A 13,727-nucleotide genomic window follows, 5' to 3' on the forward strand; every position below is an offset into this window, starting at 1 on the left:
GTGTATCAGTATAGTTAAGCTAGAAGATTGAAATATCTTCTAGCTTAACTACGATAAAGTTCTTTACTGGTCAAGCTTTAGTAGGGTTAGATCATTCACTATATGACGCAATTCATCATATCTAAACTCTTCATAGAAGATATTTTTAGGATAATCTATTAAATCCTTCAATGATTCACTAGTATCAACAAATCTCCATAAAATGGCACCAATTTCATCGGTTAATTTGTATGAATATATATTAAAATAATCTGACCAAGTTCCTAAATTCACATTAAAATTTTCGGCTAACTCATACTCTTCACCATTAAAGTCTAAGATATCTGCTTCTAATAGTTCATAAGTAGAACAATAATTATCAAGCAAGTATCTTTGATTTAAGTGTTTTTTGTTTAAAATTTCATTGAGCCCACCGATTAAGTAGCCATCAAAAAAAATTGTATCGTCTAAGCTTCCAAAAAATAAGTCATTAATCCAAAACTTTGCTCGGCCAATAAATTTCTCCTTATTTTCAAAAAAATATTCGACTGCAAGAGTATTTTTTTTTCCTATAAGTCTTGTCTTCATTTGCACGGTTTTATACCTTCCATATTTTTTGCATACTTAGGGACATTTCTTGGATCTATAGCTCTAGGTTTGCCTCTAATATCAACACTATCCGTTGAACCATTCCAATGGAATGGTCCTGAGCCATCAGCAGCACTACTTTGGAATCTATGCCAAACAGCTTTTTTACCTTCCCCAATTTTGACCTAACTCGTTTTTGAGTCATTAGGGTCTAACTGACTAAGTTTAAAGAGCTCTTCAGCGTTAGGTGGTATTATGCTTTTGGAGCTATTGAATGGCACTTGTCTACCTGGTAAATACCCGGGTTCATGATGTCCGGGATTTTTATAAATTAAAGCCTCCGTCAATCCTCAAGGATTCACCCACATTAGCGGGTTAGGTGCATACTGATACAGATTTATCCCACCCAATAACCCAATTGGGTCGGACATGATAAAACGGCCTATCTGTGGGTCATAGAATCTGAAGGTATTAAAATGTAATCCTGTTTCAGTGTCAAAATACTGTCCAGCATAGCGTAAGTTCTGCTCAAAGGACTCCATCTTGCGATCTGGGTCGGAGTAGAAACTTAATGGGCTATTGCGAACAAAGCCAAAGCGTTCATATTTCCCTGACCATACCGTATTGCCTTGTTCGTTGGTGACATCAAGTGGGGCACTGCTAATGTCGCAGTGATGCCAGTAATAGTGGTATCCACTGGATTACTTCACAATAACGGCGAGTGGGGTATAGCTGCCGTGTTCTTCGCAGTAATAGGTTTGGCATTTACCGGTATTGATATTCTGCTCTTGCAGTAACCGTAGTCCTTGCCAGACAAAATGGGTTTCGTGGCGTGTTGGTTTGCCGTGAGCCCGTGATTCAACCACTTTATGAATATGACGACTCAGTGCATTGTTATTTCAAGAAGGCTATGCCTGTAAGGCAAATATTGAAAAGCAGGGTTGCCCCTGCTGATCGTTATGAAAAATATGAAGGTAGAGCGCCTCCTGTAAGTCTAGGTAACCCCTAATAATTCTTTAACCTGATAATCAGAATGTGGGCTTAATGGTGGGTATTTGGTTAAATACATCAAAGAAGACGGGGCACCCCCAACTTATGATGAGATCGGAAAAGCGTTGGGTTATTCAAAAGGTCTGGTCGCACACCGTGTGAGGTTGTTGGCAAAGCGGGATAAAAGCGTGGTTTTTCCCACTTTGTGTTATCAGCCGAAAATCAATAAATTGATTTTCGTAATTTATTTTCAAAACCTATTAGACTTGCCGCCAAACATAATATGTTTGTTAGCAGTCTGAGATGGCAGGTAAAACTGCCTTCTATACTTGTTATTTAGCAATATAAAAATTAAATGCGGTAGCTGTTAAGTAGCGACCATCTGTACCATCATAAATTTTTGCAGCATCAGGCCAAGCAAAATACCGAGTTTCAGGTTTGTCACGATACAATTCACCCGTTTCCCTGTTAATAGCATAAACCTTTTTGGCTCCTTTTTTGAAGATTTTCCAAACGCCCTTAACGAATGCATCTGTTTTTGGGGCTTATTGGATATTTACCTACTCATCAGTAAACGAATAAGCACTCTCACATAAGAGATTTTGTTTTGATAGCGATTCTAACTTTCTGATATCATTTATTATTCTCTCTAATGCTAAATACAAACCTTCTAATTCCTTTATAGATAAATTGTATGTTGCTGCATTCTCGATAATATCTATGCCACTTTTACATTTATCATGTATGTACAACGTTATGAATTTTTCATAATTAGGCAGCTTTATGGTACTTGATACCCCCCCAAAAGAAGTGTTTGAATTTACATCACCAAATAAATAGGTTCCAGTGTATATCTCTTTGGGCATATATAACTCCAGATGTTAACATTTTTTTAATTTAACTTCAGGGTGATTAGGTGATGGCAGCCTTGAACCGCCATCTGTTAGTTTATTATATGTATTTAAACCTTTGCCTTTTTTGTCTATAGCATCTACATTTTTGAGCCCTGCTTGTTGGGCAACGTAAGTCGTACGATTATTTAAGGTTGCATACACCTCTTGCCCATTAGGCATTATTATTTTTTCATAACTAATTTGAAGACCATCTGGTAATTTACCTAGTTTTCTAGTTTCAATGATGGCCTCTTCTACTGTTTTACCTTTCCATGGGCCTTGCGCAAAAATATCCGAAATAGAATTTTGTGTATACCATAAGTCATTAGGATTAATTAATCCTAATGGATCTGTATGTGACAACGGATTCGGTGCATATCGATACAAATTCATCCCACCCAACAACCCAATCGGATCAGGCATGATAAAACGGCCTATCTGTGGGTCGTAGAACCTGAACGTATTAAAATGTAGCCCCGTTTCATTGTCAAAATACTGCCCGGCATAGCGTAAGTTTTGCTCGAAGGACTCCATTTCACGTTCTGGGTCAGAGTAGAAACTCAATGGGCTACTGCGAACAAAGCCAAAGCGCTCATATTTCCCTGACCACACCGTATTACCTTGTTCGTTGGTGACATCAAGTGGGGCGCTGTTAATGTCGCAGTGGTGCCAGTAATAGTGGTATCCACTGGGTTGCTTCACGATGACGGCGAGTGGGGTATAGCTGCCGTGCTCTTCGTAGCAATAGGTCTGACATTTACCCGTATTGATATCCTGCTCTTGCAGCAACCGTAGCCCTTGCCACACAAAATGGGTTTCATGTCGTTTCAGTGTGCCGTAAGCCCGTGACTCAACCACTTTATGAATGCGACGACCCAGTGCATCGTAGTGATATTGGGCTTTCATGTCGCTGGTTTGGGCGATAACTAAACGGTTATCCCCATCATACTGATAAGTTTGTTTGGCTTGGTTAGGGTGCCCGCGTGAAATCACGTTACCATAGGCATCATGGCGATATTGCCAGCCTTGAAATTGAAGTAGCCTATCCCCTTGTGGGCTTAGGGCAGGCATTGATGGCGTTTGAGCCTCGATTTCTGATTGAGGACGCTCTAACAGATTATCCGCACGGTCATAGAACAGCATGGCATCCATGTTTTCGCCACTGGAGACTTTTTTCAGTCGCTGCTCAGAGTCATACAGGTATTCCACCCAACCCCGATAATGGTCTTCCATCGCGCCAAGGTTATCTTGTTCGTCATAGAACCATTTTCGTGATGAGGCAATGCCGTTGAGTGGATGCGGTTTATTGCGTGAGCTGAAGGTACTTATCGTCCGTCCCAGCTTATCGTACTGTCGATATTGGGTTAGAGCACCTTGGGTACGGCTAATTTCACGGTGCAGGTCATCGCGTTCAAATTCGGTGATTAAGTGCGGGGTGCCGTCGACAAGGTGATTGATGGCAGTGGCATGCCCTGAACCGTAATAGAGCCAGTTTAGGCTGTCACCTTGAGGTAACGTCAGACAGCTCAGATTATTGAGTTCATCGTAAGCAAATTCGACGATATCATCGCCCGTTTGCTCACGGGTAATGCATCCCAGCGCATCGTACTCAAAGCGTACTTGGCTGGCTTGTCATCCCAGCTCAAACCCTATTTTATTGGGTTGCCTTGATGCGAGTAACAGACGGTTCATGCTATCCCACTGATATTGATAGCAATCAGTTAACGTTTCACGTTGGGCAAGGTTACCCGCAGCGTCATAATAGAGTGATACCGTACGCGCGGCGGATGGGAATACACGGTCGCTTAAGTGAGACTCTTCCGCGAGTCGCCCAATGTGGTTATAGGTGTATTTCAGCAGTGTATCATCCGGGCGGATTTCTTCGATGAGTCGGCCTTCGGCATCACGGTTAAGTAGGTAACGTCCGCCGTTGGCGTTTTCAATTGAAATTAATACGCCTTCAGCATTGTAATGGTAATGGATATGTCGAGTGAGTTTATCGATTTCCGTTGTGACGCGACCGAAGGCGTTGTATTGCCACTGACGCGGAGTATTGTCATTGCGTTGGTGATGGGTGAGGAGCCCCGCGGCATTCCAGGCCAATTGAACGGTAGAATTATCCGGCAACACAATGCGCGTGATGTGTCCTGCATTATCGTAGTGGTACTCTGTGGCTTCATGTAAGGCGTTAGTGTGAGAAACCAAACGACCTTCATCATCATAATGCCAGTAGTGCTGCTTGCCAGAGCAGTCGGTATGACGCAGTAATTGTCCGCGTTTTGTCCAGAGGAACTCGCTGCGCCCCTGTTTGGCATCAATGCGGACGGTGGGGCGCAGTGTAGTTTTAAAGTCATAGCGGTATTCGGTCGTTTGCTCCAGTGGAGAGATTTCTTTAACTGGCAAGGTTTTGATTGTTTAATAACCAGCTGCCAGTTCTTATCATAATAGTTATTTCATATTAAGAAGAGTATAACGAATCTAATGCTCCCCGTAATTTATGTGCAAGCTCAGGTGCAACGTATTTATCAGTGACCACTTCAATGTAGGATGCAAAAGGGGATGACTCAGCATGATTGATGGCGATATCAAGTTCATTACAACGTGTTACCTTTTGGCAATTCCAATCATGACAACCTAATGCAGCGGGTAATTTTCCATAATCCCATTTAGCGATATCATTGTAATAAGCTTCCGGATCTTTGCATATTAAGCGCTCAAATAGATACCCATCATTATTGATAATGAAAATAATCGGTTTTAATTGAAAACGTGCAAACTGGCAAATTTCTTGTGCTGTTAACTGATGAGCCCCTTCCCCTGTAATTAAGATCACTCTACGCTTAGGTGCTGCCAAAGCCGCTCCGAAAGCGGCGGCAGTAGACCATCCAATAGACCCCCACAAGGTTTGGTTACAGAATTGAACCCCTTTAGGAAGTTGTGCAAAGACTAAACCCATTAATGGGGTTCCTGTGTCAGTAAAAATAATATCATTTTCTTTAAACATCTTTTCGAATCGAGAATATAGATATTCAGCCGATATTGATTGATAGCCGGTGAACAATGATTCATCTAAGCATTGAACTTTAGGGTGGTTTTGATGAAATGAGGGAATTCGCTCTTTCAATTTAGCGAGTACATCCTTCATATACACCTGAGAGTATACTGTAGAACCAATTTTGACATAATCAGGCATGATATTGATATGATATTCTGAAGGGATAGCGGCAGTAAAACAGCCCGTATTCATATCCGTCATCATTGCACCGATGCTAATAATACAATCGCTGCTTTCTATATATTCACTAACAGGGGTATTTATTAAATGCCCGTAATAGATGCCCATATAATTAGATGCTGTTTCATTGAGTACCCCTTTATCCATAATCATGGTGGCATAAGGTAAGTTTGATTTATTTATTAGGGTTTGAAGCTCATCGATTAATCCTAAACGAGAAGCTAAAATTCCCGGAAGTAGGCTAATTTTTTGGCTAGTTAATAGTTTATTTAAAATTATATTAATAACTTTGGTTAGGTTTTGATTATTACTTTGGGGAATATCAGTGCATACTGAATACCGTTTATTTGTATGAATAGGCATTTCAGCATAATCGGATGGAATACCGATATAGACAGGTTGGCGCTTAAATAAAGCGTATGTGATCAGCCGTTCTACTTCTTCAATACAATTTTCAGGGGTAAGAATTGCTTGCGCACAACTAATAGGTTGAAACATTTTATAGAACAGAGTGAAATCCCCATCTCCTAAAGAGTGATGAAGAATTTTTTTACTTTCCTGTGCACCGCTAGATGGCATTCCTACCAAATGAAAAATAGGTAAATATTCAGCGTAAGAGCCCGCAATAGCATTGATAGCACTGAGTTCACCAACACCGAATGTTGTTGATAATGCAGCTATACCTTTTATTCGCGCATACCCATCTGCAGCATATGCTGCATTTAATTCATTACAGCAGCCAATCCAGCGCATTTTATTATTTTCACAAATGGCATCATTAATTGGAAATGAATAATCCCCAGCAACACCAAAAATATCGCTAACACCTATATCGTATAATCGAGTTAATAAATATTGTACCACTGTTTTTTTCATCATTTTCTCCATTATGCTTTTAAGACAGTCGGTAATGAATAATGAAATATCATTTGTAGATGAGTTTAAATGGAACTGCTCTATGTGATCGCTGTTATATAAATAAAATAATATAATAAAGCTTAAAAATGAGAATGTAGGGTAATCTTTTGTTTATTAAGAGCTAACAATATTTTCAATCTAGAAAGGAATAAACGAATTAGATAATGTAGTCATTGACAGAACAAATATAAGCCATTAACGTTTTTTATTGTTTATAAACAAAAAATTATTGTTAAGGTGGCTTTATTATGAAAAAACTAAAAATACTTGTATTATCTTTTGCATTATTAAGTCCATTAGCGTTTGGGGCGACAGAAATTAATTATACAAAATCTCTGTATTTGAAATTTGCAGGCACGGTCAATGTTGTTATGAATGATGGTGTATCTGCTGATTATGTAAAGGCAATCTCTCAAAAAGCGGATGAGAAAGGTGCTGAATATTTTGTTATTACTTCGGTTGAGTCTGAAGGAAGTGGAAACGATGTTTCGGTAACGGCCAGCTTATATAAAAAATAATCATTAAACTAAGTTGTATCATTCACCCTTTATTAAAGGGAACGATGCAACTTAGTTGTTTTTTAGGTAGGGATTAACCTGTTGAGAGTGATATGCAAAGGTCAAACGCCCATGGAATATAAAGCGATTTTTAGGCCAAAGTATCGTTATTGAAATCGGCACTAACGTTGCGCAGCGGTTACCATGATTTCCACAAGCACTTGCTCTCTAGCCATATTTGCTTCAACGGCAGCACGTGCAGGGCTATTCTCTGTTGGCATCCATGATTCCCAAACAGCATTAAAAGCAGCAAAATCACGTTCCATATTTTTGATCCAAACTTGGGCTGAAAGAATACGTGTTTTGTCACTGTTACTTGCAGCTAATAGAGTATCTATTTTTGCAAGTACATCTTGTGTCTGAGCTGTGATATCACCATTTAAATCATTAGGAACTTGTCCTGATAAATAAACTAAACCTGCATATTCAACGCTATCAGCTAAACGTGGCTTTGGATTATTACGTTTGATCATATTGTGGTATTACCTCGTTAATCCAGTTAAAGAGATGGGAGATGTTTCCCCTGAAACTAATTGGCTGAGAATTTGAGCGCTGCCAGCGGCTAAGGTAAACCCTAAGCTACCATGACCAATATTTAACCAAAGATTGTTATATCCAGTTTTGCCTAATATTGGTGGCCCTTTTGGTGTTGATGGACGTAATCCACACCATGTTTCGGCATCTTCAATATTTGTTACATCAGGGAATGTGTTTTTAATAATATTTTTTAAGGCGGAAATTCGGTTATCACGCAAGCCTAATTTGTCATAACCGATATCCACCATTGCGGCGATGCGAAGTTGCTGATTAAGTTTTGCATAAACAATTTTATTTCCATAATCAGTTACATTGATTTTAGGCACCACATGTTCTTTTTCTGGATAAGGAATAGAAAGGCTATAGCCTTTTAAGCCAAGCATTGGTACATGAATACCTAATGTTTTTAGCAGTTTCCTGCTTCCATTCCCGGCACATACAATGACATCATCGGCAGAAATTGTTCCTTGCGGAGTAATAACACCTGTAATTCGCTTATCATCTTTAATAAATGAAACAACAGAATGTTGTAAGCATAGTGTAAAATCTGCTTGAGTTGATAAATATTGGAGTAAGTTTTTACAGAATAAATAACAGTCCGCACTTTCATCATCAGGAGCATAAATTGCGCCCACTAACTGTGATTGAATATTCTTTAATGATGGCTCTAAGGCGGTAATTTCAGTCGGATTTAAAACCTTTTGAAATTGACTGTCGATGGTTTCGCAAGCTTTATTAAAGCTTTTTTGGTCACGGTGAATAATTAGTTTACCCGATTTTTCCCAAGCAAAGTCACCGATATCACCATTATTACGCCAGATATTCATGATCTCTTGGCTGAGTAAAGAGAGGCGTAGTTGGTGAGCACCATTAATTTTATTTGTTTTGCGATTACAAGCTAAGGTGAATTGAGTTAACCAAGCCCATTGTTGCAGGGAAAATTGTATTTTTAAATTCAATGGTGAATCATCTTTCCCCATCCAACTTAAACCTTGTAATGGTACTCCTGCATCTGCTAACGGCGAAACATAGCGATAGCTAAGTTGTCCGCCATTGGCGAAACTTGTTTGCATGCCGACATCAGATTCTGATTCTAATAAAGTGACGGCATGACCCGCTTTGATTAAAGCATATGCAGTACTAAGGCCAATGACACCTGCACCAATAACCACCACATGTTTTTTCATAATTATCCGCAACCAATAATAACTGAGGAGTTATTATTTAACGGCGAATAAGTTAACTAAACAATTGAGTTTTCATTGCCAGAGTATAACTTTTGGTTAACTACTTTATTTCTTTTTTCGAGGGTTAGTGACAAAGTATTTACATAGTTTTGAGCCGCTTTAGTCAATGGTCTATCCGCACGATGGAAAACTGAAACAGCTAAATGCAGATCCTCTTTGAGTGGATAGATCATCGATTTTGGTAATGTGTGCTCAGCAGAGAAAATATCAGTAATACTGCAACCTAACCCTGCTCGAACAAATTCAGCCGCCATGTGGTAGGTATGCACACTAATATTTGAAACCGAGAACTCATGGTATTGCTGTAATAATTGCGCTAATGAGTCTGAACCTGGATGTATCCAACGATCTTGGTCAATATCAGCTAATGAAACAGGACCTTCATGTTTTTGCGTATCAACATAAACAAGGGGGATTTCAGCGATGGGTAATACCGTAATTCCGCCTTCAATAGCCAAATTGAAACCAATACCAATATCAAGGTCTTGTTGGGTTAATAATTGCATGATATCGACGGTATGATGGGTGCCAATCGTTAATTTTATATTGGGGTGTTTTTTAATAAACAGAGCGGTGACTTCAGGTACTAAGTTTAAACCTAGGCTTGGTAAACAGCCAATCGCTAATTTTCCCTGAGGGTTTTTGGATAAATTTTGCGCTAATATTCTTAAGCGGTCTAAATTTCGATAAACTTCTTTTGCTTCATCAAAAAGCAGTAAAGCCTCATCGGTTGGTAATAATTTCCCTCTAATTCGTTGGAATAATACTAACCCTAATTGTTGCTCAGCATGTTTGAGTGCTTTACTCGCCGCGGGTTGAGAAATATGTAAAACTTCAGCCGCACGCGTTAAGGAACCACAAGTCATTACAGCATAAAAGATATCGAGATGTCTTAATTTCATTCCATGTAGCCTACTGATTATTTATTTCTACGGACTATTCTAACGAATAAAGTATAAATAATCAGATATACTCGTCATAATTCAAATTTTGGTTTAGTTGTCACGAGAATTAATTCGTAAACGTGCAAGCTAAATAGATTGACTAGGGGAATATACGGGGTAAGAAAGCGGCTCGGCATACTGCCCTATAATAAATTGTTAGGAGAAGTACGCCGAGTAGTGTGTAGCTATTAGGTAAAGTACGTACCAATTTCAATAAATATTTTAATTAAGATACTGTTTGAAATATCAACAATAAAGGCACCGACCATAGGAACGACAAGGAAAGCTTTATGTGATGGTCCAAATGCTTTTGTGACTGTTTGCATATTCGCAATTGCTGTTGGTGTTGCTCCCATACCAAAGCCACAGTGACCCGCGCTGATCACGACAGCATCATAATCTTTGCCCATCATTTTGAAGGTGACAAAGCAGGCAAATAGCACCATGACAACAGTTTGTACAGCAATGATAATTAATACTGGCCCTGCCATGCTTGCCAATTGACCAAATTTTAATGACATTAACGCCATTGCCAAGAAAAGCGATAAAGCAACGCTACCTAATACATCGACGGTCGGCTCAAACACTTCGTGTTTAAATACATGAGTCAGTGTATTACGGATAATAATACCGACAAATAAACACCAGACAAAAGTAGGCAGTTGCAGAAAAGTATCTTTAAACAATGCACTGATATAGCCACCAACAACAATACAGATAATCAGCATTGAAATGGTTTCAATAACGTTATTTGCATTGATTTTTCTTTTGACGCTTGGTTGCTCAAAAGCTTCAACGATAGTGTCGCGCTCTTGCTCGGTTGTTTTAGGAATAGAGACCTTTTTCAAAAGATGACGGGCAACAGGGCCGCCAACTAAACCACCCAACACTAATCCAAGTGTTGCACAAGCCATCGCTAATTCAACGGCGCCTGTTACACCATATTTATCAGCGAGAATAGGGCCCCATGCTCCGGCATTACCATGACCACCTGTTAGAGTAATTGAACCTGCAATTAAGCCAATAAATGGACTTTCATTCATCATGACAGCCATACTCATGCCGACAGTATTTTGAATGGCGATTAGGATCGTTACTGCAATAGTTAATAGAACTAACGGCTTTCCTCCTTTAATCAGTCGAGAAAAGTCAGAACTTAGCCCGATAGAGGAAAAGAATGTGAGCATTAATAAACTTTGCAATGAAGCATCAAAAGTAAACGAATAACCTGATGTTTTATCAATAATTAACAGAACAATTGCAACAATAAAGCCACCAACGACGGCTTCTGGTATGTGGTTTTTTTGTAGGAACGGGGTAAATTTTACGACAAACATTCCTATGAGTAGCGCGATACATGCGACTAATAATGTATAACTGGCATCTAGGATCATTTTTTTACCTCTATTAGTTTACCAGAATTTTCACTATAACAATTTAACAATAGTGAAAAATGAAGTTACTTTGGTTAACTAATTTTTAACAATGAGTTTTATTAGGGTATCCATAACTTTTAGTTAATAGGGTCATAATTTAAGTGTGATCTTAATCATGAAATATTAAAAAGGTTAAAATAACAACAATGGTATTTAATGATGGGTAAACCTGAATACCATGCGGGATCCGCACTATTTTCGGTGATAGCAAAAAATAAAAAAGTATAAATAATAAACAAAATTATAAGAGAAGGAGAACATGATAAGCGCAGGCCGAGCAATTTAAAGAAGTGTGATATACAACATAAAACAGCAGCATGACCTTTCTATATTTCGTTGCTTATCGAAGTGTTAATTTTCGGGTGGATTACTCTGTTTATTGATTAATAACGGAGAAAAATATGATTGCTGTAATATTTGAGGTGCAAATACAACCCGACCAACAAACTCGCTATTTGACTTTAGCTGAGGAGTTAAGACCACTGTTAAGTCATGTAGCTGGTTTTATTTCAATTGAACGTTTTCAAAGTTTAGCTACAGAAGGAAAAATATTATCGCTATCTTGGTGGGAAAACGAATACGCAGTTCTGCAATGGAAAAATCATGTTTTACATGCGAAAGCTCAGCAAGAAGGGCGAGAGTCAATATTTGATTTTTACAAAATTAGTATTGCTCATATTACTCGCGAATATTCATTTAAAAAGGACAAGGATAATGTTTGATGTTCACGTTGTTTTAGACAATCAAATAGGACAATTAGCATTACTAGGAAAAACATTAGGTAATAAAGGTATTGGATTGGAAGGGGGAGGGATATTTACGGTTGGTGATGAATGCCATGCTCATTTTCTTGTTGAACAAGGAAAGGAAGCTAAAATAGCGCTAGAGCAAGCTGGACTGTTAGTACTTGCGATCCGGACACCATTAATTCGTAAGTTAAAACAGGAAAAACCGGGGGAACTTGGCGAAATAGCACGAGTATTGGCGGAGAATAACATTAATATTTTAGTGCAATACAGTGACCATGCTAACCAACTGATATTAATAACGGACAATGATAGTATGGCTGCATCTGTTACGCTCCCTTGGGCAATAAAGTGAACTTGCGATGGCTAATTTAATACGAAAAGAGGTTACCTTTGAGTCCTCAATAGCCGCGATAGGGGCGGCTATGTCTGACATTTCACGAGTTAAAATACTCAGTGCTTTGATGGATGGGCGAGCTTGGACGGCCACTGAGCTAAGTTCTGTGGCGAATATATCAGCTTCAACGGCGAGCAGTCATTTATCTAAATTATTAGATTGCCAGCTAATCACAGTAGTAGCTCAAGGCAAGCATCGTTATTTTCGGCTAGCAGGAAAAGATATTGCTGAATTGATGGAAAGTATGATGGGGATCTCCTTAAACCATGGCGTACATGCCAAAGTTTCCACGCCAGTGCATTTACGAAAAGCACGTACTTGCTATGATCATTTAGCTGGTGAAGTTGCCGTTAAGATCTATGATTCCCTTTGTCAACAGCAATGGATCACTGAAAATGGTTCAATGATCACATTAAGTGGTATTCAATATTTTCATGAAATGGGAATTGACGTTCCTTCCAAACATTCACGTAAAATCTGTTGTGCGTGTTTAGATTGGAGTGAACGCCGTTTCCATTTAGGTGGGTACGTTGGAGCCGCATTATTTTCGCTTTATGAATCTAAAGGGTGGTTAACTCGACATCTTGGTTACCGTGAAGTTACCATCACGGAAAAAGGTTATGCAGCTTTTAAGACCCACTTTCACATTTAAGTTGTTTTTCTAATCCGCATATGATCAATTCAAGGCCGAATAAGAAGGCTGGCTCTGCACCTTGGTGATCAAATAATTCGATAGCTTGTCGTAATAATGGCGGCATACTATCAGTAGTAGGTGTTTCCCTTTCTTCTTTAGCGACTTGATGCTCTTGATCTTCCAATACGCAACCTAAAGTAAAATGCCCCACAGCGCTGAGTGCATATAATGCATTCTCTAGTGAAAAACCTTGTTGGCATAAAAAGGCTAATTGATTTTCGAGAGTTTCATACTGTTTTTCTGTAGGCCGTGTACCTAAATGTACTTTTGCTCCATCGCGATGACTTAGTAAAGCACATCTAAAACTTTTAGCGTTATTACGTAAAAAATCTTGCCAGCTTTCCCCTTCTAAAGGGCAAAAGTGAGTATGGTGCCTATCTAACATCTCAATGGCTAAGGCGTCGAGCAAAGCCCGCTTATTTTTTACATGCCAATACAATGTAGGCTGCTCCACACCTAGCTTCTGGGCGAGTTTACGGGTTGTTAAACCTTCGATTCCGACCTCATTAAGCAGCTCTAATGCGCTGTTAATCACTTTACTTTTATCTAATCTAGACATCATTAAT

The 13,727-nt window shown here is 39.0% G+C and carries 16 protein-coding genes and 1 pseudogene; 4 read left to right on the forward strand and 13 right to left on the reverse strand.

Features of this window, described 5'->3' with window-relative positions; all coding sequences use genetic code 11:
- Positions 1–63: 63 nt before the first annotated feature.
- From PSF11_RS07860 to PSF11_RS07895, 8 genes and pseudogenes are all read right to left on the reverse strand, one after another.
- Positions 64–567 (reverse strand): hypothetical protein, encoded by a 504-nt coding sequence (locus PSF11_RS07860; protein WP_053110412.1) that lies wholly within the window; start codon positions 565–567, stop codon positions 64–66.
- A 350-nt stretch (positions 568–917) separates the two neighbouring features.
- Positions 918–1,109 carry an RHS repeat-associated core domain-containing protein gene (locus PSF11_RS07865; RefSeq protein WP_014656624.1) on the reverse strand — a complete coding sequence of 64 codons (192 nt, stop codon included), beginning with the start codon at positions 1,107–1,109 and terminating at the stop codon, positions 918–920.
- Between the two features lie 48 nt (positions 1,110–1,157).
- A pseudogene (locus PSF11_RS07870) lies at positions 1,158–1,238 on the reverse strand (RHS domain-containing protein); the annotation flags it as partial.
- Positions 1,239–1,268: 30 nt separating this feature from the next.
- Positions 1,269–1,433: a hypothetical protein gene (locus PSF11_RS07875; protein ID WP_225829627.1), complete on the reverse strand. Its 165-nt coding sequence runs from the start codon at positions 1,431–1,433 to the stop codon at positions 1,269–1,271.
- 684 nt (positions 1,434–2,117) lie between these two features.
- Positions 2,118–2,423 carry a hypothetical protein gene (locus PSF11_RS07880; RefSeq protein ID WP_004927190.1) on the reverse strand — a complete coding sequence of 102 codons (306 nt, stop codon included), beginning with the start codon at positions 2,421–2,423 and terminating at the stop codon, positions 2,118–2,120.
- Positions 2,424–2,438: 15 nt separating this feature from the next.
- Positions 2,439–3,683, reverse strand: coding sequence for an RHS repeat domain-containing protein (locus PSF11_RS07885; protein ID WP_225829628.1), 1,245 nt, complete (start codon positions 3,681–3,683; stop codon positions 2,439–2,441).
- Positions 3,684–4,082: 399 nt separating this feature from the next.
- The gene (locus PSF11_RS07890; protein WP_072502481.1) at positions 4,083–4,853 is read right to left on the reverse strand and encodes an RHS repeat protein; all 771 of its coding nucleotides are present in this window, start codon (positions 4,851–4,853) and stop codon (positions 4,083–4,085) included.
- Between the two features lie 55 nt (positions 4,854–4,908).
- Complete coding sequence (locus PSF11_RS07895) at positions 4,909–6,561, reverse strand: alpha-keto acid decarboxylase family protein (protein WP_072502480.1); 1,653 nt, start codon at positions 6,559–6,561, stop codon at positions 4,909–4,911.
- Between the two features lie 290 nt (positions 6,562–6,851).
- On the opposite strand from PSF11_RS07895, the gene PSF11_RS07900 reads away from it, so the two are divergent.
- Positions 6,852–7,121, forward strand: coding sequence for a DUF1471 domain-containing protein (locus tag PSF11_RS07900; protein ID WP_004922790.1), 270 nt, complete (start codon positions 6,852–6,854; stop codon positions 7,119–7,121).
- Positions 7,122–7,282: 161 nt separating this feature from the next.
- On the opposite strand, the gene PSF11_RS07905 is transcribed toward PSF11_RS07900, so the two are convergent.
- The 4 genes from PSF11_RS07905 to gltS all read right to left on the reverse strand — a co-directional run bounded on the left by PSF11_RS07905 (position 7,283) and on the right by gltS (position 11,282).
- Positions 7,283–7,633 (reverse strand): RidA family protein, encoded by a 351-nt coding sequence (locus PSF11_RS07905; RefSeq protein WP_004922788.1) that lies wholly within the window; start codon positions 7,631–7,633, stop codon positions 7,283–7,285.
- 9 nt (positions 7,634–7,642) lie between these two features.
- Positions 7,643–8,884 carry a D-amino acid dehydrogenase gene (locus tag PSF11_RS07910; protein ID WP_036941455.1) on the reverse strand — a complete coding sequence of 414 codons (1,242 nt, stop codon included), beginning with the start codon at positions 8,882–8,884 and terminating at the stop codon, positions 7,643–7,645.
- 56 nt (positions 8,885–8,940) lie between these two features.
- Positions 8,941–9,846 (reverse strand): LysR family transcriptional regulator, encoded by a 906-nt coding sequence (locus PSF11_RS07915; RefSeq protein ID WP_004922785.1) that lies wholly within the window; start codon positions 9,844–9,846, stop codon positions 8,941–8,943.
- A 230-nt stretch (positions 9,847–10,076) separates the two neighbouring features.
- Positions 10,077–11,282: a sodium/glutamate symporter gene (gene gltS, locus PSF11_RS07920; protein WP_000599533.1), complete on the reverse strand. Its 1,206-nt coding sequence runs from the start codon at positions 11,280–11,282 to the stop codon at positions 10,077–10,079.
- A 443-nt stretch (positions 11,283–11,725) separates the two neighbouring features.
- Between gltS and PSF11_RS07925 the strand changes: the two genes are divergently transcribed.
- From PSF11_RS07925 to PSF11_RS07935, 3 genes are read left to right on the forward strand one after another with little or no spacing between them, the layout of a single operon-like run.
- Complete coding sequence (locus PSF11_RS07925) at positions 11,726–12,046, forward strand: antibiotic biosynthesis monooxygenase family protein (protein ID WP_040132382.1); 321 nt, start codon at positions 11,726–11,728, stop codon at positions 12,044–12,046.
- A complete protein-coding gene (locus PSF11_RS07930) occupies positions 12,039–12,425 on the forward strand; it encodes a hypothetical protein (RefSeq protein WP_000460651.1) in 387 nt (128 codons plus the stop codon). Before PSF11_RS07925 ends, PSF11_RS07930 begins: the two co-directional genes overlap by 8 nt.
- Positions 12,426–12,432: 7 nt before the next feature.
- Positions 12,433–13,119 (forward strand): ArsR/SmtB family transcription factor, encoded by a 687-nt coding sequence (locus PSF11_RS07935; protein ID WP_001284954.1) that lies wholly within the window; start codon positions 12,433–12,435, stop codon positions 13,117–13,119.
- Here PSF11_RS07935 and tetR(B) read toward each other — a convergent pair.
- Complete coding sequence (gene tetR(B) / locus PSF11_RS07940) at positions 13,097–13,720, reverse strand: tetracycline resistance transcriptional repressor TetR(B) (RefSeq protein ID WP_000088605.1); 624 nt, start codon at positions 13,718–13,720, stop codon at positions 13,097–13,099. The genes PSF11_RS07935 and tetR(B) overlap by 23 nt on opposite strands.
- Positions 13,721–13,727 lie beyond the last annotated feature (7 nt).

The organism is Providencia sp. PROV119, from assembly GCF_028482435.1.
Classification (GTDB): Bacteria; Pseudomonadota; Gammaproteobacteria; order Enterobacterales; family Enterobacteriaceae; genus Providencia; species Providencia stuartii.